The organism is Streptomyces sp. NPDC006294, assembly GCF_042870895.1.
Classification (GTDB): Bacteria; Actinomycetota; Actinomycetes; order Streptomycetales; family Streptomycetaceae; genus Streptomyces.
Map to the genome: position 1 here is coordinate 1 of NZ_JBIAHV010000001.1, position 19,686 is coordinate 19,686.

The following is a 19,686-nucleotide window of genomic DNA, read 5'->3' on the forward strand; positions in this document are numbered from 1 at the left end:
CGCCCGGTTACATTCCGAACCCGGAAGCTAAGCCTTTCAGCGCCGATGGTACTGCAGGGGGGACCCTGTGGGAGAGTAGGACGCCGCCGAACAATTATTGTGGGAAGGCCCCGCACCTCTGGTGCGGGGCTTTTCTGCGTTCCTGGTGAGGACCGCGGACAGCAGATCACCTTCGTACATGTGCCCCTCTGCCATCGGGTTCTCCCGCAGTACCTCCACTGCCAGTGGCAGAAGGTAGGGCAGCCCTATGCTCTGCCCGATCAACAAGCGCATGTCCTCGACGGTCAGCTCGCCGATCGGTCGACGCCGCAAGGCGTGTGCAGTGGCGATAAGGCGGGTGGAGTCGGCTTCCGGAGCCGGCCAGCAGGCGTGTTCAAGTTCTTCAAGGGAGCGGTCACGGTTCAGGCGTCGTGTCATGGCCTGATTGTCTACGGAGATCTCAACGCGCCTCAGAGACGCCCGGCGGCCTTGAGCGCGAGGTAGGCGTCGGCGAGGGCCGGGGCGAGCTTTTCCGGTGTCGCGTCCACGACCGTCACGCCGTGGCGCTGCAGCTGCTCTGCCGACCGGCGGCGCTGGGCCTGGGCCTGCGTACCCGCAGCGGCGTCATAGACGCCTTCGGCGGAGCCCCGGCCGCCGGTCATCTTCTCGATGTGCGGGTCGGCCACAGACGCCACGAGGACCGTGTGCCGCTGGGTCAGCTGGGGAAGTACGGGGAGCAGCCCTTCCTCGACCGGAGCGGCTTCGAGGCTGGTCAGCAGGACGACAAGGGACCGGCGGGGAGCGTTCTGCAGTGCGGCCGCGCTGAGACCACGGGCATCGGTCTCGACGAGCTCGGGCTCCAGCGGGGCGAAGGCGTTGACGAGCGCCGGCAGGATGTCGCCGGCGGAGCGGCCGAGGACCTGCGCGCGGACGCGGCGATCGTAGGCCAGCAGGCCGACCCGGTCGCCGGCGCGGGCGGCGAGGGCACTGAGAAGCAGTGCGGCGTCCATCGCGGCGTCCAGGCGGGGCACGTCTCCCACTCGACCGGCCGAAGTCCGACCGGTATCGAGGACGATGAGGATGTGACGGTCACGCTCCGGCCGCCAGGTGCGGACTGCGACCGTGGACCGGCGCGCGGTGGCCCGCCAGTCGATGGAACGTGTGTCGTCCCCGGGCACGTAGTCGCGCAGGCTGTCGAATTCGGTGCCCTGCCCGCGGACGAGGACGCTTGTGCGGCCGTCGAGTTCGCGGAGGCGGGCCAGTCGTGAGGGCAGGTGCTTCCGGCTGGTGAACGGCGGCAGCACGCGGACCGTCCAGGGGGCCTTGTGGCTTCCCTGCCGGGCCGCCAGGCCCAGGGGGCCGTAGGAGCGGACGGTGATGCGTTCGGCCCGGCGGTCGCCCCGTCGTGTGGGCCTCAGGACCGTGGTGAGACGGCGGCGCTCACCTGCCGGAATGGTGAGCCTGTGGCGCGAGGCGGCCTGCCCCGTGCCCGGCAGCCAGCTGCTGGGCGGCCAGGCGTCACGGATGTGGGCCCGCAGCGTGCGTCCGGAGGGATTGGCGACGGTCAGCTCGACCTTGGCGGCGTCACCGAGTCGAACTGTTGTGTCACCGCTTCGGGTGAATCGGAGCGTTCGCACTGGCGCGGCGAGGGCGTAGTCGCACAGGATTGCGAGTGAGAGAGGCGCGTTGACAGCGAGCATCCCCGTCCAGCTCGGGGCGAGGATGCCCACGGGGAGAGAGCCGAGAGCGGCCAGGAGCGCAGTCCGTCCGGTGAGGGCCATCGGTCGCCTCAGCGGGGGACGGGGACGTGGGCGAGGATCGCGGTGATGACGGAGTCGGCGGTGACTCCCTCCATCTCCGCCTCGGGCCGGAGTTGGAGCCGGTGCCGAAGGGTGGGCAGTGCCAGGGCCTTCACGTCATCGGGGATGACGTAGTCGCGTCCGGTGAGCCAGGCCCAGGCACGGGCGGTGGACAGCAGGGCTGTGGCGCCTCGGGGAGAGGCGCCCAGAGTGAGTGAGGGGGACTCGCGGGTGGCACGGCAGATATCGACGACATAGGCGGCGATGTCGGCGGAGACAGATGTCTTGGCTACGGCGGCACGCGCCGCTTCCAGTTCCGCGGGGCCGGCGACGGGACGCACCCCCGCCGCTTCCAGGTCGCGCGGATTGAAACCGTCGGCGTGCCGGGTCAGGACATTGATCTCGTCCTCGCGGGAGGGGAGAGGCACGGTCAGTTTGAGAAGAAACCGGTCCAACTGAGCTTCGGGAAGGGGGTAGGTGCCTTCGTACTCGACAGGGTTCTGCGTCGCTGCGACGAGGAACGGCTCCGGGAGGGGGCGCGGGGTGCCGTCGACCGTGACCTGGCGCTCCTCCATCGCTTCGAGGAGCGACGACTGCGTCTTGGGCGGAGTGCGGTTGATCTCGTCGGCGAGCAGGAGGTTGGTGAACACCGGCCCGGGCTGGAAGGAGAACTGTGAGGTGTGCGTGTCGTAGACCAGGGATCCGGTGACATCGCTGGGCATCAGGTCGGGGGTGAACTGGACGCGCTTCGTGTCGAGTTCGAGGGAGGATGCCAGAGCGCGGACCAGCAACGTCTTGGCGACGCCGGGGACTCCCTCGAGGAGGACATGGCCGCGGCAGAGCAGGGCCACGACGAGACCGGTGACAGCGGGGTCCTGGCCGACGACGGCCTTGGCGATCTCGGTGCGCAGGGCCTCCAGGGAGGAGCGTGCGCGGTCCGAGCTCTCGGCTGTCTCGGGGGTCGGGGCGCTCATGAGGTGCGTACCTCTCTTTCGAGGGCGTCGAGTTGGCCTGCGAGTCGTACAAGGGCTGCGTCGTCGGCCGGGGGCGCGCCGAAGAGCAGCTCGCGGGTGTCGTGCTCCCCGTCGGGGAGGTGCGCCGAGACCGCGGGAAGCAGGGCGTCGGGTGAGTGGGTCTCGGCCGCGGAGACGCCGAGGAGTGGGGCGAGGCGGGTTCTGGTGGCGGCACGGAGCGAGGCGGCGGCACGGTCCCGGGCGTTCACCTTGCGGTAGAGGCGGGCGCGTCCTTCGGTGGCTTCCGAGGCGCGGATGGCGACCGGCAGCCGTTCGCTGACCAAGGGGCCGAGCCGACGCGCACGCCAGACGGCGGCGAGGACGGCGGCCAGGGCGAGTTGCAGAGTGCCCCACAGCCAGCCACCGGGGATCAGGTCGAAGAACGGGTCCTCGCTCTCGCTCTCGGCGTCACGGCCGCCGGTGTCGTCGCCCTCCCCGTCCGCAGGCTCCACCGCGGAGGGATCGGCCGGCGAAGGGATGTACCAGACCAGCTCGGGTCGGGACCCGAGGAGTTGCAGGGAGAGAGAGGCGTTGCCGTGCTTGTCCAGACGATCGTTGACCAGGATGTCGGGGGAGCCCAGGAGGACGGTGTCGCCGTCGTTCTCGGCGGGGATCCTGACCAGGGAGGGCAGTCCGTCGCTCGGGTAGCAGCTGTCGGTGCCGGGGGCGTCGACCGTGTACCGCTCGCCGCCGACTTCGGCGCTGCCGGCGCTCCGGGCGGCGGCGAGGTCGCACTGCGGGCCGCGGACGGAGACATCGGCCGGGGTGTCGACAGCGACGCCGGGGGCCAGGGTTTCGACGGACGCCCAACCCGGTGCGACCAGTACCGTACGGCCGCCGGCCGTGGCCGTCGCGGACCGGAAGTCCCGCTGCTGGGTGTCTGTGAGCGTGTCGGGTTGTGCGACGAGGATCGTGGCGTCCGGGCCGGCCGCGGCGGTGGCGTCGTCGAGGGTGGTGACGACGCGGGTCGAGACGCCGCGGTCCTTGAGGAGTTCGGCGACGGCACGGCTGCCGTACGGGTCCGCCGAGCGCGGGTCGAGCCGCCCGTGATGGTCGCCGGACTGCAGGGCGGCCATGGCGATGCCGGCCACGACGAGGAGCGCGACGACGAGGAGCAGGCCGCGCACCCGGTTCCACACCTGGCGGGTGGAGGGCGACATGGAGGTGCTGGTCGGCCCGGTCATTCGCCCGCTCCCTGTGCAGCGCCGGCGGTCAGGGGCTTGGCGCGCTCCAGCGCGAGGTCCAGGTCCCGGAGCTGTTCGTACGCCCGCCGGTCGGCGGTGCGGCCGCCGTACGTGACGTCGTCGAAGGTCCGGGCGGCCGTGCGCAGTTCGTCGGCGTGGTCGGGCAGCGGGCGGCCCGCTTCCGCGGCGGCTTCGTCCGCGGTGCGGCCGGGCCGCGGGTCGAGGAGCGTCCGTTCCTCCAGGGACCGGACGATGGCGCGCATCCGTTCCTGGACGGCCTGGTTCCAGCGGCCGGCGGCGGCGTGCTTGTCCGCTGCCGCGCGGTGTGCGGAGGCATCACGCGGGCGGTCGTCGAACAGCGAGTCCGAACCGGTCGCCGCCCGCTGGGGCTTACCGAGCCGCCACCACAGGGCCGCCGCCAGGGCGACGACGACGAGGACGATGACGATCAGCCCGAGCGTGCCTCCCGGGGCCCCGCCCGACGCGGCGCCGAAAAGGTCGTCGACCCACTCCCAGAAGCGGTTGAGGGCGCGTTCGAGCAGGTTCGGGTCGTTCTCGTGGTACATCGGCCGGGACAGCTCCCGCTCCGCCGCCTCGCGGGCGGGAACGCGTGGGATGTCCACCGGTACGTCGTCGCTCGCCCGGATCAGCAGTGCTGCCGTCGCGCCCCCCGTGCCCAACACCGCATCAGCCTCCGGTGGGTCCGGCGTCGGGCGGTGCCGAACCGTAACCGGGGAGACCCGCAGCGCGGGCGAGTTCGAGGTCGAGCGCTTCGCGGCGGATGCGCTGGTCCACGTAGAGGAGGACCGTCACGCCCGCGGTGATCGGGTAGGTGATCGACGAAGCGATCACGGAGCCGATGCTCGTGATGATCAGGAACGTCCAGCCGAAGTCCGGGGCGGCGCCGGTGAAGAGCTCGCTCAGCCCGGGCCCGTCCACCGCGAAGGCGATGACCGTGAACGGGAGGATGATGACCAGGTTCACGAGGAAGGCGAGCAGCAGGGTCAGCAGCGTGATGCCGAAGATGCGCCACCAGGTGCCCTGGACCAGCTTGGCGGAGCGGCGCAGGGAGGCGATGACGCCCTGGCGTTCCAGCACGAGTGCGGGGGACGCGAGGGAGAAGCGGATCACGAGCCAGATGATGACGACGACCGCGGCGAGCCCGCCCAGCACGGAGAGCAGGATCCCCGCGCCGCCGATGAGTGCACCGGGCAGCACACCCACTGTCATGATCGCGATGCTGCCCAGGGGCAGCAGCAGGGTGAGCCCCAGCAGATGCGGCAGCCGCGGCCGGGCCTCGCGCCACGCCTCGGCGAGGGTCACCGGCCGGCCCAGGACGGAGCGGCTGATCACCACGGTGAGCAGTGCGGTGCTGAGCAGCGTGCCGATCAGCATGATCAGCAGGGCCGGGCCGAAGGCCACCAGACTCGCCTGCATGGAGTCGAGCGACTGCTCCAGGGCCTCCTCGGGAGTCGCGTCGGGATCGACGGCCGGCACCTCCGGGAGCAGGTAGCGGTCCACGAGGATGTTGGAGATCTGGGAGATGACCGCGACAGTGACGGTCACACCGAGGACCGTGCGCCAGTGCGCGCGCAGCGTCGACACCGCGCCGTCGAGGATCTCACCGACGCCCAGGGGGCGCAGCGGGATGACTCCCGGCTTGGCCACGGCCGGGGGCCGGCCCCAGCCGCCGCCGTACCCGCCGCCGCCCCATCCCGGCGGCGGCCCCGGGGCCTGGCCGGGGCCAGTGGGCGCGGACCACTGGCCGGGAGCGGGCTGCTCCTTGGACCACTTCGAGGCGGGACCGTTTCCGTCGGCAGGCGGAGCCGGATGCGGCACGCCGGTGTTCTGACCTTCGGAGGGAGCCGATCCGGGCGATGCCCAGCCCGGGGTGTCGTTCACGGTCGTCCACCTCATGGATTGGTGTCGGGGCCGGTTCGTCGAGCCGGCACGTTCACGGTGCCCCGCCGCCTCTGCGGGCAGCTGGTTGGCTGCCATCGTGCCACGCGTGGCCGGTCGGCGGACCGGCGGCCGGGTCACCTTCGCACCTTCATTGTCGGAGTCCCACCGGGCAGACTGGGCGGATGGCTGATCAGCACGTACAAAACCAGGTGGTCGCCGAGCCGGCGAAGCTTCCGGTGCTGCGCTGGGACGAGCCACCCGAAGGGCCCGTACTGGTACTTCTCGACCAGACCAGACTGCCCGCCGAGGAGGCCGAGCTGGTCTGCACCGACGTTCCCGCGCTGGTACGGGCGATCCGGACGCTCGCCGTGCGCGGGGCACCCCTCCTCGGCATCGCCGGCGCCTACGGCGTGGCGCTCGCCGCCCTGCGGGGCTTCGACGTGGAGGAGTCCGCCGAGCTGCTGGCGAGTGCGCGGCCCACCGCCGTGAACCTCGGGTACGGGGTGCGGCTGGCCGAGTCCGCGCACCGGGCGGCGCTCCAGCAGGGCGCGGGCGCCGAGGGGGCCGCCAGGGCGGCGCTCACTGCGGCCCGGGAACTGCACCGCCGCGACGCCGAGGCCAGCGCGAGGATGGCCGCGCACGGACTGGCGCTGCTGGAGGAGCTGCTGCCCGGCGGCGGTCACCGGATCCTGACGCACTGCAACACCGGGGCGCTGGTGTCCGGCGGCGAGGGGACGGCGTTCGCCGTGGCGCTCGCCGCGCACCGGGCGGGGCGACTGCAACGGCTCTGGGTGGACGAGACACGCCCGCTGCTGCAGGGCTCGCGGCTGACCGCCTACGAGGCGGCGCGCAACGGACTGCCCTACACCCTGCTGACGGACAACGCCGCGGGTTCGCTCTTCGCGGCCGGAGAGGTGGACGCCGTACTGGTCGGCGCGGACCGGATCGCCGCGGACGGATCGGTGGCCAACAAGGTCGGCAGCTATCCGCTGGCGGTCCTGGCCAAGTACCACCATGTGCCGTTCGTCGTGGTCGCGCCGACGACGACGGTGGACCTGGCGACACCGGACGGCGCCGCGATCGAGGTGGAGCAGCGGCCGGGGCGCGAGGTGACGGAGGTAACATCCCCGCAGTCCGCAGTGGCCGGCGCCGGAAGCGGCGGGCTGTCCGTGGCCCCTGTGGGAACCCAGGCGTACAACCCCGCGTTCGATGTCACTCCGCCCGATCTGGTGACCGCGATCGTCACCGAGGAAGGGGCGTTGTCGCCGGTCACGGGTGTCGGAATTGCGGAGCTGTGTGCCAGGTCACGCCAAGTAACGATTAGCTAATGGGATGATTGCGTTTATGAAGGGACGAGTCCTTGTCGTCGACGACGACACCGCACTGGCCGAGATGCTCGGCATTGTGCTGCGTGGTGAAGGTTTCGAGCCGTCGTTCGTAGCGGACGGTGACAAGGCGCTTGCCGCTTTCCGGGAGGCCAAACCCGACCTTGTGCTGCTGGACCTCATGCTGCCCGGACGGGACGGCATCGAGGTGTGCCGGCTCATCCGCGCCGAGTCCGGCGTTCCGATCGTGATGCTGACCGCCAAGAGCGACACGGTCGACGTCGTTGTCGGGCTCGAGTCGGGGGCCGACGACTACATCGTCAAGCCGTTCAAGCCGAAGGAGCTGGTCGCCCGGATCCGGGCGCGGCTGCGGCGGTCGGAGGAGCCGGCGCCGGAGCAGCTGACCATCGGTGACCTGGTCATCGATGTCGCGGGCCACTCCGTGAAGCGGGACGGGCAGTCCATAGCTCTGACTCCGCTGGAGTTCGATCTGCTGGTCGCGCTCGCACGCAAGCCCTGGCAGGTGTTCACCCGCGAGGTGCTGCTGGAGCAGGTGTGGGGTTACCGCCACGCCGCCGACACCCGGCTGGTCAATGTGCATGTGCAGCGGCTGCGCTCGAAGGTCGAGAAGGACCCGGAGCGCCCGGAGATCGTGGTGACCGTCCGTGGTGTCGGTTACAAGGCAGGGCCGAGCTGACATGCCCGGCGGCAGCGTTGCTTCCGGGCCCGGCGAGCCGGCGGCCCACAAGGGGCGGGCTGCCGGAGCCGGGCATGGGGCCAGGCGTCTCGGCCGACTGCTGCACGGCGGACGGCTGCTCCAGGAAGGCGCCCCCAACGGGCCGGTGCCGCGGCTCGTCATGCGCTGGGTGAGGCGTCCGCTGCTGCCCGCGGTGCGGCTGTGGCGGCGGAACATCCAGCTACGGGTGGTCGTCAGCACCCTGCTCATGTCACTGGGCGTGGTGGTGCTGCTCGGATTCGTCGTCATCGGCCAGGTCCGCAACGGTCTGCTCGACGCCAAGAGCAAGGCGGCGCAGAGCCAGGCGGCCGGCGGTTTCGCCGTGGCCAGGGAGAAGGCGAACGCCCCGATCGGTCCCGGTGGCGGAGGCGACGACAGCGGCGAAGGCGCGAACGCGCGCACGTGGCGTTCCGATCTCGTGGTGCAGCTGTCCAGCGGCGGCCAGGGCGCTTTCAACGTGGTCGCGCTCAGCGCCGACGCGCAGGGCGCCGGCACCAGCCGCGCGCCGCGTACGTCCGGGGCCGTGGACCCGGCGAGCATTCCGCAGGAGCTGAGGGACGAGGTCAGGGAGGAAGCGGGGACGTTCGAGACGTACCTCAGCATCCAGTACACGGACAACGTGCTCGAACCGGAGCCCGGGCTCGTCGTGGGCACACAGCTGAACGACATCGAGGGCAACCCGTACGAGCTGTACTACGTCTTCCCGCTGGCGCAGGAGGAGCAGTCGCTCAACCTGGTCAGGGGCACTCTGGCGACCGCAGGGCTCTTCGTCGTCGTGCTGCTCGGGGCGATCGCCTGGCTGGTGGTGCGGCAGATCGTCACCCCGGTGCGGATGGCGGCCGGTATCGCCGAGCGCCTCGCGGCGGGGCGGCTCCAGGAGCGCATGAAGGTCACCGGCGAGGACGACATCGCCCGGCTCGGTGAAGCCTTCAACAAGATGGCCCAGAACCTTCAGCTGAAGATCCAGCAGCTGGAGGAGCTCTCCCGGATGCAGCGCCGTTTCGTCTCGGACGTCTCGCACGAGCTGCGTACGCCCCTGACGACCGTGCGGATGGCCGCCGACGTGATCCACGAGGCCCGCAGCGACTTCGACCCGGTGACGGCGCGCTCCGCGGAGCTGCTCGGCGACCAGCTCGACCGCTTCGAGTCCCTTCTCGCCGACCTGCTGGAGATCAGCCGTTTCGACGCCGGAGCGGCGGCCCTCGAGGCCGAGCCGATAGACCTGCGTGAGGTCGTACGGCGGGTCATCGGCGGTGCCGAGCCGCTGGCGGAGCGCAAGGGCAGCCGGATACGGGTGGTCGGCGACGAGCAGCCGGTCGTGGCAGAGGCCGACGCCCGCCGCGTCGAGCGGGTGCTGCGCAATCTGGTGGTCAACGCCGTCGAGCACGGCGACGGCAAGGACGTCGTGGTCCGCATGGCGGTGGCCGGCGGCGCGGTCGCCGTGGCCGTGCGGGACTACGGCGTGGGACTCAAGCCGGGCGAGGCGACCCGCGTCTTCAACCGCTTCTGGCGGGCCGACCCGGCGCGGGCGCGGACCACGGGCGGCACCGGCCTCGGACTGTCCATCGCCGTCGAGGACGCGCGGCTCCACGGCGGCTGGCTGCAGGCGTGGGGCGAGCCGGGCGGCGGCTCGCAGTTCCGTCTGACCCTGCCGCGCACCGCGGACGAGCCGCTGCGCGGCTCCCCGATACCGCTGGAGCCGCAGGACTCGCGGCAGAACCGGGAACGTGCCGGTGCGCCGGCGGGTCCCGAGGTGAACGGGCACCGGCTGACGTCCGTGCCCGTTCAGACGGCGTCGGACCGCTCCCCGCTGCCGCCGCGCACGGCGCCCCCCGAGGTGGACCCGACGGCGCTGCCGGGCAACGGGTCCCGCGTGGTCGCACGACCGTCAGGAGAGCGGGGCACCACCCCCGCCGCAAGGAGTTCATCGGAGCGGGAGGACACGACTCGTGGGCGTTGACCGCCGTCGTAACGGGCCGGGACTGCGGCGGGCAACGGCACTGCTCGGCTGCAGCGGTGTGCTGCTGGCCGGGTGCGCCTCGATGCCGGATTCCGGTGACGTCCACCCGGTGAAGGCGTCCCAGCGGGCCGACTCGCAGGTGCGGGTCTACGCGGTGCCGCCGCGGAAGGACGCCTCCCCCGACGAGATCGTCACGGGCTTCCTGGAGGCCATGACCAGTGACGACACCAACTTCGACACGGCACGCTCATATCTGACGGCCGAGGCGTCGAAGAAGTGGCGGCCGGAGGAGAGCACGACGGTGCTGGCGGCGGCCCCCGACCCGGGCGCGCCCATACCCGGAGGGCGGGACACTCCCGGCATGAGCTATCCGCTGCTCGGCCGGCACATCGCCACGGTCGACGCTCAGCACGCCTATCAGCCGGTCACGCCGAGCGAGTACCGCAGGACGATCCATCTGTCGCAGAAGGCCGGACCCGACGGAAAGCAGTGGCGTATCGACAGCCTGCCCGCGGGGCTGCTGCTGGGCGCGTCCGACTTCGAGCGCAACTACCGGACGGTCAACAAGTACTACTTCGCCTCCGGGCGGGACGTCATGGTCGCCGACCCGGTCTACATCCGGCAGCGGCAGGATCCGGTGACCCGGATGGACCCGGTGACGCAGGCGGTCAAGGCGCTGCTGGAGGGGCCGACGGACTGGCTGAAGCCGGTCGTCGAGTCGCGGTTCCCCAGCGGCACGGCGATGACGCTCAAGGACGGCACCACGTCACTGTCCTTCGACGACCGCAACGGCCTGAAGGTCCCCCTCGACGACAAAGCGTCCAATGTGGGACGCACCCAGTGCCTGAAGATGGCCGCGCAGATCCTGTTCACGATCAAGGACCTCTCGTCGGCCAGGCTCGAGCACGTGGAGCTGCTGCGTTCGAACGGCTCGCAGCTGTGCGTGATGAACGCGGGGCAGGCCGAGGGGTACGCGCCGGACCGCACCTCGGGCCGGCCCGACCACCAGTACTTCGTGGACAGCAAGCAGCGGCTGGCGCTGATCGCGGCCGGCGCCTCGGAGGTGGAGGAACCGCAGAACGTGGTGGGGCCGTTCGGCGACGGCCGCCTCAAGCTGGGCACGGTCGGTGTGGCCAGGGACGAGCACAGGGCCGCAGCCGTCTCCGCGGACGCCAGCAGTCTGTACGTGGCCTCGATCGTCTCCAACAGCGAGCTGGACGCGCCCGTGCTCACCAGTTCGGGCAAGGGGATCGACAACCGGCTGTCCGCACCCAGCTGGGACGGCCGCGGTGATCTGTGGGTGGCCGACCGGAATCCGGCCCAGCCGGAGCTGAAGCGGCTCGCGCGAGGCGCGGACACCCCGGTGCCGGTCAAGATCGTTCCGGGCCTGGACGGGGCGCGGATCGAGGCCGTGCGGGTGTCGGCGGACGGAGTGCGCATCGCGCTGCTGCTGACGAAGGACGGCAGTACGACGCTGAGGATCGGGCGGGTGGAACGGCACGGAGGCGGCGACGACACCGTGGTGACCGTCACCGAACTCCGTCGTGCCGCGCCGCAGATGGAGACCGTGACGGCCGCCTCCTGGGCGGGTCCGAGCCGGCTCGTGGTCGTCGGCAGGGAGGCCGGCGGCGTACAGCAGGTGCGCTACATCCAGACGGACGGCTCGACCGTCCCCAAGGGGATCCTGCCCGGCCTCAACCAGGTGAAGGCGGTCGCCGCGTCGGACGACGAGAGCCAGCCGCTGGTGGCGTACTCGCTGGAGGACGGCATCGTGCGGCTGCCCGCCGGAGCCAACTGGCAGACGCTGGTCAAGAAGGGGACCTCGCCGGTCTACCCGGGGTAGCTCCCGCCCTCCTGCCGGGCGTCCTGCCGCGGTTGTCCACAGGGGTGGCGGGCGGCTCGCCGCCGCGGCCACAGTGGTCTCCATGAGGGCGTGGTGGCGTGAGATCTCCGGCCTGGTGCTCCCGGCCGCCTGCGGCGGCTGCGGTGCGCCTCGTACGCAGCTGTGCGCGGAGTGCGCGCGCCTCCTGCACGGACGCACCGCGCGCCGGGCCAGGCCGGTGCCCGAGCCGGCCGGGCTGCCCATGGTGCACGCGGCCGCGCCCTACACGGACTCGGTCCGCGCCGTGCTCCTCGCGCACAAGGAGCGGGGCGCGCTGGGGCTGGCCGGCCCGCTGGGCCTGGCGCTGGCCGGAGCGGTACGTGCGGCGGTGGCGGACACGGCGGTGTCCGGCGGCCCGCTGCTCCTGGTGCCCGTGCCGTCGGCGCCCGGCGCGGTCAGGGCGCGGGGCCAGGACGCCGCACGGCGGATCGCGCTCGCGGCGGCCGGTGAACTGAGGCGCACGGGCAGGGCCGTGAAAGTGCTGCCGGTGCTGCGGCAGCGGCGCCGGATGGCCGACCAGGCGGGGCTCACGGCACGCCAGAGGCTCGCCAACGTGGCAGGGGCGCTGGAGGTGCGAGCCGGTGGCGCGCGCCTTCTCGCGGGCGGCAGGACGGTCCTGGTGGACGACCTCATGACGACGGGGGCGACGCTGGTCGAGGCGGCTCGGGCACTGAGTGCCGTCACAAGGCCCGGGACAGGGCGGGATTCCGTTCCGGCGGTGCGGCAGAGCGCCGCAGTCGTCGCCGTTCCACCCCTGTCCCTCGAATTAAACCGGAACTGACTGGGAACCTGCATCGTTGCAGGTGATAAGAGGGCAAAAACGCCTGATCGGAGGTACCTCCGGGTAGCGGGTGCCGACACCCGTCCGAGAGAGCTATGTTCGGGTGTGAGGAAAGGCGAGAGCCTGACTCACCGAATGGGCTGCCGTTTTTCCCGGCAGGGAAACGAGTGGCGGCGGTCCCTCCGAAATTGGGTGGGTGGAGATCTTGTCGACTGGGGAGGAGGAGGTGAAAGTCGCCAAGTCCGAGGCTCCGGAGAACGCCGGAGCCTGGTGCAAGAGGGAGATGCTCCGCAGCCGCTGAGCGGGCGGGGCGAATCCGGGAACGGAGTTCTGCGTGGACATCGTCGTCAAGGGCCGCAAGACCGAGGTGCCCGAGCGGTTCCGCAAGCACGTGGCCGAGAAGCTGAAGCTGGAGAAGATCCAGAAGCTCGACGGCAAGGTGATCAGCCTGGACGTCGAGGTGTCCAAGGAGCCCAACCCGCGGCAGGCCGACCGTTCCGACCGTGTGGAGATCACTCTCCGCTCGCGCGGCCCGGTGATCCGGGCAGAGGCTGCGGCCTCCGATCCGTACGCGGCGCTGGACCTCGCGACGGACAAGCTGGAGGCACGGCTTCGCAAGCAGCACGACAAGCGCCACAACCGACGTGGCAGCGGCCGTCTGTCCGCAGCCGATGTGGCCGATTCCGTCCCTGGCGTGGCCGAGTTGAGCGCCACCAACGGCAAGCCGCTCACCGAAGAAGTGGCAGAGACCGTCCCCACCACCAGGATCGGGTCGATCGAGGTGCAGGGCGAAGGGCCACTGGTGGTGCGGGAGAAGCTGCACATCGCGGCACCGATGACGCTCGACCAGGCGCTCTACGAGATGGAGCTGGTCGGGCACGACTTCTATCTCTTCGTCGACTCCGAGACGAAGCAGCCCAGTGTCGTCTACCGGCGGCACGCCTATGACTACGGCGTCATCCACCTGGAGACCGACCCCCTGGCCGGGTCGGAGGCCGGCGGCGCCGGAGGTGCGCTCGGCGGCTGACGCCGCATTCCGCACGGTCCGTCGGTGACGAATCCGGTGCCCCTGGAGCGCGTTGAGCGCCCCCAGGGGCACCCTCGTGCGACCGCGGGAACAGCACCCCGACGCCCGGGCATGAAAGCATGACGTCGCAAGCAACCGGTGCGCCCCGTAAAGACGTTGGCGAACCGCACATGATCTTCGGGCCACGGCCTTCAGGGGGAGGAACGATGGCGGACGGATTCGGTCCGGTGCATGGCGGCGCGAACCACCCCGGTGACACGCACGCAGAAACCGAAGCGCCCTGCGACGAGGTGACCGGAGGCTCCGGAAAGGAGCCGATCCGGGTTCTCGTCGTGGACGACCACGCGCTGTTCCGGCGAGGACTCGAGATCGTCCTCGCGCACGAGGAGGGCATCGAGGTCGTCGGCGAGGCCGGGGACGGCGCGGAGGCCGTGGACAAGGCTGCCGATCTGCTGCCGGACATCGTGCTGATGGATGTCCGGATGCCGAAGCGAGGCGGCATCGAGGCGTGCACCAGCATCAAGGAGGTGGCCCCCAGCGCGAAGATCATCATGCTGACGATCAGCGACGAGGAGGCCGATCTCTACGACGCGATCAAGGCCGGGGCCACCGGCTATCTCCTCAAGGAGATCTCCACGGACGAGGTCGCGACGGCCATTCGCGCGGTGGCGGACGGGCAGTCGCAGATCAGCCCGTCCATGGCGTCCAAGCTGCTCACCGAGTTCAAGTCGATGATCCAGCGCACCGACGAGCGCAGGCTCGTGCCGGCGCCCCGGCTCACCGAACGGGAGCTGGAGGTGCTCAAGCTCGTGGCCACCGGCATGAACAACCGCGACATTGCCAAGGAATTGTTCATCTCGGAGAACACGGTCAAGAACCATGTGCGCAACATCCTGGAGAAACTGCAGCTGCACTCCAGGATGGAGGCCGTGGTCTACGCGATGCGGGAGAAGATCCTCGAGATCCGGTAGCCGGGCGCTCGGCCCGGCGCCGTGCTCAGCCCAGCGCCCTGACCAGGTCCGCGGTGAGCTCGGGCCGGTCGACCCGTTCGACGCGGACCGCGTCGCAGCCCACCCACTCGGCCGCCTCGCGCAGCGCCTGAGCCATCGGCGCCACGGCCTTGGGCGTGTCCAGCGACACCTGCCGGGCCACCAGGGTCGTCCCCTCGCGCGCCGGATCGACGCGGCCCAGCAGCTTCCCGCCCGCGAGCAGCGGCATCGCGAAATAGCCGTACACCCGCTTCGGCTTGGGCACGTAGGCCTCCAGCCGGTGGGTGAAGCCGAAGATCCGCTCGGTGCGCGCACGCTCCCAGATGAGCGAGTCGAACGGCGAGAGCAGAGTCGTCCGGTGGCGGCCGCGGGGCGGCGAGGCCAGCGCCGCCGGATCGGCCCAGGCGGGCTTGGCCCAGCCCTGGACCGACACCGGCACCAGCCCCGAATCCGCGACCACCGCGTCGAACTGCTCGCCCTTGAGCCGGTGGTAGTCCGCGAGGTCGGCGCGGGTCCCCACGCCCAGCGACTCACCCGCCAGCCGGACGAGACGGCGAAGGCACTCGGTGTCGTCCAGGTCGTCGTGCAGGAGCGCGTCCGGGATCGCCCGCTCCGCCAGGTCGTACACCCGCTTCCAGCTGCGCCGCTCGGTGCACACCACCTCGCCGTACATCAGCGCGCGCTCGACGGCGACCTTGGAGGCGGACCAGTCCCACCACTCGCCGCCGTTGTTCGCGCCGCCCAGACCGGTCGCGGTCAGCGGGCCCTCCGCACGCAGCTGCTTGATCACCGCGTCGTACGCGCCGTCCGGCAGGTCGTGGTACCAGTGCGGGCGGGCGCGGTAGGCGCGGCGCCGGAAGGCGAAGTGCGGCCATTCCTCGACGGGCAGGATGCACGCCGCGTGCGACCAGTACTCGAAGCTGTGCCCCTCCGTCCAGTACGCGTCCTCGACCGCCCGGCGGCCGACGGCGCCGAGCCGCGCGTACGGAATCAGCTCGTGCGAACGCGCCAGCACCGAGATCGTGTCGAGCTGTACGGCGCCGAGATGGCGCAGCACGCCCCGCACTCCGCCGCGCCGGTCGGGCGCGCCCAGGAATCCCTGGGCGCGCAGGGCGATGCGGCGGGCCTCGTCGGCGGAGAGTTCGAGCGTGGGCGGCGGCGTCGTCATGCCCCGCACGATAGAGGGCGTCACTGACAACCCCGCCGGCGGACGATCAGGAGCGGGCCGGGAGATGGGCGACGTCGCAGGGCAGGCCCAGATCGGACGGGAGCAGCCCGCCGATCCACACGTCCCGCAGCGTGTCCTTGTTGAGCAGCGCCGCCCGCAGCTCCCCCTCCATCCGGAAACCGGCCTTCTCCGCGACCGCCCGGGAAGCGGTGTTGCCGACCTCGGCCCGCCACTCGACGCGGGTGGCGCCCAGCCTGGTGAAGGCCCAGTGGGACACGGCCGTGACGCTCTCCGCCATCACGCCCCGGCCCCGGTGCTCCTTGCCCGTCCAGAAGCCGATCTCCCAGGTGCCCGAGAAGGTGCGCATGGTCACAGCGACCGACGCCATCAGCGGGCCGCCCGCGCGCGGCAGCACGGCGAAGGTGCAGATGGTGCCGTTGCGCCAGCCGTCCGGGACGATGCGCTCCGTGAACTCGGCCGCGTGCTGCCACTCGTAAGGGGAGGGAACCGTGGTCCACCGCTGGATGTCCGGATCCTGGCAGGCCTGGTGGACCGCCTCCGTGTCCTCGGGAGTGAAGGTCCGCAGCAGCAGGCGTTCGGTGGTGAGTGTGGTCGGCTCCATACAAGGATTCTGGTCAGCCCGGCAGCCCGATGCGAGCACTTTTGCCGTGATCCCGGCACCTTCCGCGCCCCCCGCGCGTTCATCTGATGGCGGACAGCCGGTCTCAGTGGCCATGGACCTCCCGACGCGGCGGGGTCCTCGCTTACGATGGCCGATGCGGTGGGGCCCACCTGCCGTGCCCGCGCCAGTGTCCACCACAGACCCAGTGCCAGGCCCGACCGGCAAGGAGACCAACCTCAGTGTCCGTCTTCAACAAGCTCATGCGTGCAGGCGAAGGCAAGATCCTGCGCAAACTGCACCGCATTGCGGACCAGGTCAACTCCATCGAAGAGGACTTCGTCAACCTCTCCGACGCCGAGTTGCGGGCGCTCACCGACGAGTACAAGCAGCGGTACCAAGACGGTGAGAGCCTGGACGACCTGATGCCCGAGGCGTTCGCGACCGTCCGCGAGGCGGCCAAGCGCGTGCTCGGCCAGCGCCACTACGACGTCCAGCTGATGGGCGGCGCCGCGCTGCACCTCGGCTACGTCGCCGAGATGAAGACCGGTGAGGGCAAGACCCTCGTCGGCACGCTGCCCGCCTATCTGAACGCCCTGTCCGGCAAGGGCGTCCACATCATCACGGTCAACGACTACCTGGCCGAGCGCGACTCCGAGATGATGGGCCGGGTCCACAAGTTCCTGGGCCTCGAGGTCGGCTGCATCCTGGCCAACATGTCGCCCTCCCAGCGCCGCGAGATGTACAACTGCGACATCACGTACGGCACGAACAACGAGTTCGGCTTCGACTACCTGCGCGACAACATGGCGTGGTCCCAGGACGAGCTCGTCCAGCGCGGCCACAACTACGCCTGTGTCGACGAGGTCGACTCGATCCTCGTCGACGAGGCGCGTACGCCGCTGATCATCTCCGGCCCGGCCGACCAGGCCACCAAGTGGTACGGCGACTTCGCCAAGCTGGTCACCCGTCTGACCAGGGGCGAGGCGGGAAACCAGCTCAAGGGCATCGAGGAGACCGGCGACTACGAGGTCGACGAGAAGAAGCGCACCGTCGCGATCCACGAGGCCGGCGTCGCCAAGGTCGAGGACTGGCTGGGCATCGACAACCTCTACGAGTCGGTGAACACCCCGCTCGTCGGTTATCTGAACAACGCCATCAAGGCCAAGGAACTCTTCAAGAAGGACAAGGACTACGTCGTCATCGACGGCGAAGTCATGATCGTCGACGAGCACACCGGCCGTATCCTCGCCGGCCGCCGCTACAACGAGGGCATGCACCAGGCGATCGAGGCGAAGGAAGGGGTGGACATCAAGGACGAGAACCAGACGCTCGCCACGATCACCCTGCAGAACTTCTTCCGTCTCTACGACAAGCTCTCCGGCATGACCGGTACGGCGATGACCGAGGCCGCCGAGTTCCAGCAGATCTACAAGCTCGGCGTCGTGCCCATCCCGACGAACCGGCCCATGGTCCGGCTCGACCAGTCGGACCTGATCTACCGGACCGAGGTCGCCAAGTTCGCCGCCGTCGTCGACGACATCGCGGAGAAGCACGAGAAGGGCCAGCCGATCCTCGTCGGCACCACCTCGGTCGAGAAGTCCGAGTACCTCTCGCAGCAGCTGAACAAGCGCGGCATCCAGCACGAGGTCCTCAACGCCAAGCAGCACGACCGTGAGGCGACGATCGTCGCCCAGGCCGGCCGCAAGGGCGCTGTCACCGTCGCGACGAACATGGCCGGCCGCGGTACGGACATCAAGCTCGGCGGCAACCCGGACGACCTCGCGGAGGCGGAGCTGCGCCAGCGCGGTCTCGACCCCGTCGAGCACGTCGAGGAGTGGGCCGCGGCCCTGCCCGCCGCGCTCGAGCGCGCGGAGGCGGCGGTGGAGGCCGAGCACGACGAGGTCAAGCAGCTCGGTGGTCTGTACGTGCTGGGCACCGAGCGGCACGAGTCCCGCCGTATCGACAACCAGCTGCGCGGCCGTTCCGGCCGACAGGGCGACCCGGGGGAGTCCCGGTTCTACCTGTCGCTCGGTGACGACCTGATGCGTCTGTTCAAGGCGCAGATGGTCGAGCGCGTGATGTCGATGGCCAACGTGCCCGACGACGTCCCGATCGAGAACAAGATGGTGACGCGCGCGATCGCCTCGGCGCAGTCCCAGGTCGAGCAGCAGAACTTCGAGACCCGTAAGAACGTCCTCAAGTACGACGAGGTGCTCAACCGGCAGCGCGAGGTCATCTACGCCGAGCGCCGCCGCGTCCTCGAGGGCGAGGACCTGCACGAGCAGGTGCGCCACTTCATGGACGACACGATCGACGCCTACATCCAGGCGGAGACCGTCGAGGGCTTCGCCGAGGAGTGGGACCTGGACCGCCTGTGGGGCGCGTTCAAGCAGCTCTACCCGGTGAAGATCACGGTCGACGAGCTGGAGGAGGCGGCCGGCGACCGTGCCGGGATCACCGCCGAGTTCATCGCCGACTCGATCAAGGACGACATCCACGAGCAGTACGACGCGCGCGAGAAGCAGCTCGGCTCGGACATCATGCGCGAGCTCGAGCGGCGTGTGGTGCTGTCCGTCCTTGACCGCAAGTGGCGCGAGCACCTCTACGAGATGGACTACCTCCAGGAGGGCATCGGCCTGCGGGCGATGGCCCAGAAGGACCCGCTCGTCGAGTACCAGCGCGAGGGCTTCGACATGTTCACCGCCATGATGGAGGGCATCAAGGAGGAGTCCGTCGGCTACCTGTTCAACCTGGAGGTCCAGGTCGAGCAGCAGGTCGAGGAGGTCCCGGTCGAGGCGGCGGACAAGACGTCGCTGACCAAGGAGGAGGCCGTGGCCACGGGCGCGGCCCGTCCCGAGATCCGCGCGAAGGGGCTCGAGGCGCCGCAGCGGCCCGACCGGCTGCACTTCTCCGCTCCCACGGTGGACGGTGAAGGCGGTGTCGTCGAAGGCGACTTCGAGAACGGCGACGGGGCGGCGCGGTCGCAGTCCGACGGGATGACGCGGGCGGAGCGCCGTAAGGCGCAGAAGACGGCGGGGCGCCGTCGCAAGAAGTAACGCGGGTACGGGCGTCGTATCCGGGGCCGCCGGGCCGGACACCGTGAGGTGTCCGGCCCGGCGGCGTTTGGGTGCGGGTGCGGGTGCGGGTGCGGGTGCGGGTGCGGGTGCGGGTGCTGCGGGGCGGGTGATTCCGCAGCCCGCCCCTTCCCGGGCCCGTCCACGGGGCTCCACTCCCGTACCGCTCCGAACCCGAAACGTGGGCCCTGGGCGTCCGGCTCGGGGCCGCCCGGGGTCTTGGGGGCCCCGTTTGCCCGCAGACG

Annotated in this window: 15 protein-coding genes, 1 rRNA gene and 1 pseudogene; 9 read left to right on the forward strand and 8 right to left on the reverse strand. The window is 70.7% G+C overall.

The features are described from left to right. Positions 1-92: ribosomal RNA gene (rrf, locus tag ACFYOP_RS00005) — 5S ribosomal RNA — on the forward strand; the annotation flags it as partial. Between the two features lie 49 nt (positions 93-141). Here rrf and ACFYOP_RS00010 read toward each other — a convergent pair. From ACFYOP_RS00010 to ACFYOP_RS00035, 6 genes and pseudogenes are all read right to left on the reverse strand, one after another. Then, positions 142-417 (reverse strand): annotated as a pseudogene (locus ACFYOP_RS00010) (contact-dependent growth inhibition system immunity protein); the annotation flags it as partial. A gap of 32 nt (positions 418-449) precedes the next feature. Next, positions 450-1,760, reverse strand: a complete 1,311-nt coding sequence (locus ACFYOP_RS00015; protein ID WP_356898089.1) for a DUF58 domain-containing protein — start codon at positions 1,758-1,760, stop codon at positions 450-452. A gap of 8 nt (positions 1,761-1,768) precedes the next feature. Continuing rightward, the gene (locus ACFYOP_RS00020) at positions 1,769-2,752 is read right to left on the reverse strand and encodes a MoxR family ATPase (protein WP_356898090.1); all 984 of its coding nucleotides are present in this window, start codon (positions 2,750-2,752) and stop codon (positions 1,769-1,771) included. After that, positions 2,749-3,975, reverse strand: a complete 1,227-nt coding sequence (locus ACFYOP_RS00025; RefSeq protein ID WP_356898091.1) for a DUF4350 domain-containing protein — start codon at positions 3,973-3,975, stop codon at positions 2,749-2,751. Before ACFYOP_RS00025 ends, ACFYOP_RS00020 begins: the two co-directional genes overlap by 4 nt. Next, positions 3,972-4,658 carry a DUF4129 domain-containing protein gene (locus ACFYOP_RS00030; protein WP_356898092.1) on the reverse strand — a complete coding sequence of 229 codons (687 nt, stop codon included), beginning with the start codon at positions 4,656-4,658 and terminating at the stop codon, positions 3,972-3,974. Before ACFYOP_RS00030 ends, ACFYOP_RS00025 begins: the two co-directional genes overlap by 4 nt. Before the next feature lie 4 nt (positions 4,659-4,662). Continuing rightward, positions 4,663-5,877, reverse strand: coding sequence for a hypothetical protein (locus tag ACFYOP_RS00035; RefSeq protein ID WP_356898093.1), 1,215 nt, complete (start codon positions 5,875-5,877; stop codon positions 4,663-4,665). Positions 5,878-6,059: 182 nt separating this feature from the next. Between ACFYOP_RS00035 and mtnA the strand changes: the two genes are divergently transcribed. The 7 genes from mtnA to ACFYOP_RS00070 all read left to right on the forward strand — a co-directional run bounded on the left by mtnA (position 6,060) and on the right by ACFYOP_RS00070 (position 14,559). Continuing rightward, positions 6,060-7,205, forward strand: coding sequence for an S-methyl-5-thioribose-1-phosphate isomerase (gene mtnA / locus ACFYOP_RS00040; protein ID WP_356898094.1), 1,146 nt, complete (start codon positions 6,060-6,062; stop codon positions 7,203-7,205). A gap of 4 nt (positions 7,206-7,209) precedes the next feature. Continuing rightward, positions 7,210-7,899, forward strand: a complete 690-nt coding sequence (mtrA, locus tag ACFYOP_RS00045; protein ID WP_319020203.1) for a two-component system response regulator MtrA — start codon at positions 7,210-7,212, stop codon at positions 7,897-7,899. 1 nt (position 7,900) lies between these two features. Then, entirely contained in the window at positions 7,901-9,898 is a 1,998-nt protein-coding gene (gene mtrB / locus ACFYOP_RS00050; protein ID WP_356898095.1) for an MtrAB system histidine kinase MtrB, read from the forward strand. Then, complete coding sequence (locus ACFYOP_RS00055) at positions 9,888-11,741, forward strand: LpqB family beta-propeller domain-containing protein (RefSeq protein WP_356898096.1); 1,854 nt, start codon at positions 9,888-9,890, stop codon at positions 11,739-11,741. Before mtrB ends, ACFYOP_RS00055 begins: the two co-directional genes overlap by 11 nt. 82 nt (positions 11,742-11,823) lie before the next feature. Next, the gene (locus ACFYOP_RS00060) at positions 11,824-12,561 is read left to right on the forward strand and encodes a ComF family protein (protein ID WP_356898097.1); all 738 of its coding nucleotides are present in this window, start codon (positions 11,824-11,826) and stop codon (positions 12,559-12,561) included. 334 nt (positions 12,562-12,895) lie between these two features. Then, positions 12,896-13,588 (forward strand): ribosome hibernation-promoting factor, HPF/YfiA family, encoded by a 693-nt coding sequence (hpf, locus tag ACFYOP_RS00065; RefSeq protein WP_356898098.1) that lies wholly within the window; start codon positions 12,896-12,898, stop codon positions 13,586-13,588. A gap of 206 nt (positions 13,589-13,794) precedes the next feature. Continuing rightward, on the forward strand, positions 13,795-14,559 hold the full coding sequence (locus tag ACFYOP_RS00070) for a response regulator transcription factor (RefSeq protein ID WP_356898099.1): 765 nt from the start codon (positions 13,795-13,797) through the stop codon (positions 14,557-14,559). A gap of 25 nt (positions 14,560-14,584) precedes the next feature. Here ACFYOP_RS00070 and ACFYOP_RS00075 read toward each other — a convergent pair whose 3' ends face one another. Together ACFYOP_RS00075 and ACFYOP_RS00080 are read right to left on the reverse strand one after the other, a co-directional pair. Next, positions 14,585-15,745 (reverse strand): DNA glycosylase AlkZ-like family protein, encoded by a 1,161-nt coding sequence (locus tag ACFYOP_RS00075; RefSeq protein WP_356898100.1) that lies wholly within the window; start codon positions 15,743-15,745, stop codon positions 14,585-14,587. Positions 15,746-15,791: 46 nt separating this feature from the next. After that, a complete protein-coding gene (locus tag ACFYOP_RS00080; RefSeq protein WP_356898101.1) occupies positions 15,792-16,367 on the reverse strand; it encodes a GNAT family N-acetyltransferase in 576 nt (191 codons plus the stop codon). A gap of 239 nt (positions 16,368-16,606) precedes the next feature. On the opposite strand from ACFYOP_RS00080, the gene secA reads away from it, so the two are divergent. Next, the gene (gene secA / locus ACFYOP_RS00085) at positions 16,607-19,423 is read left to right on the forward strand and encodes a preprotein translocase subunit SecA (RefSeq protein ID WP_356898102.1); all 2,817 of its coding nucleotides are present in this window, start codon (positions 16,607-16,609) and stop codon (positions 19,421-19,423) included. Positions 19,424-19,686: the final 263 nt, after the last annotated feature.

Bases quoted from the DNA above. Each gene is read 5' to 3' on its own strand.
- mtrB (WP_356898095.1), top strand. From the start codon at position 7,901: ATGCCCGGCGGCAGCGTTGCTTCCGGGCCCGGCGAGCCGGCGGCCCAC.
- ACFYOP_RS00020 (WP_356898090.1), bottom strand. From the start codon at position 2,752: ATGAGCGCCCCGACCCCCGAGACAGCCGAGAGCTCGGACCGCGCACGC.
- mtnA (WP_356898094.1), top strand. From the start codon at position 6,060: ATGGCTGATCAGCACGTACAAAACCAGGTGGTCGCCGAGCCGGCGAAG.
- mtrA (WP_319020203.1), top strand. From the start codon at position 7,210: ATGATTGCGTTTATGAAGGGACGAGTCCTTGTCGTCGACGACGACACC.
- ACFYOP_RS00060 (WP_356898097.1), top strand. From the start codon at position 11,824: ATGAGGGCGTGGTGGCGTGAGATCTCCGGCCTGGTGCTCCCGGCCGCC.
- ACFYOP_RS00070 (WP_356898099.1), top strand. From the start codon at position 13,795: ATGGCGGACGGATTCGGTCCGGTGCATGGCGGCGCGAACCACCCCGGT.
- ACFYOP_RS00025 (WP_356898091.1), bottom strand. From the start codon at position 3,975: ATGACCGGGCCGACCAGCACCTCCATGTCGCCCTCCACCCGCCAGGTG.
- ACFYOP_RS00080 (WP_356898101.1), bottom strand. From the start codon at position 16,367: ATGGAGCCGACCACACTCACCACCGAACGCCTGCTGCTGCGGACCTTC.
- ACFYOP_RS00075 (WP_356898100.1), bottom strand. From the start codon at position 15,745: ATGACGACGCCGCCGCCCACGCTCGAACTCTCCGCCGACGAGGCCCGC.
- ACFYOP_RS00015 (WP_356898089.1), bottom strand. From the start codon at position 1,760: ATGGCCCTCACCGGACGGACTGCGCTCCTGGCCGCTCTCGGCTCTCTC.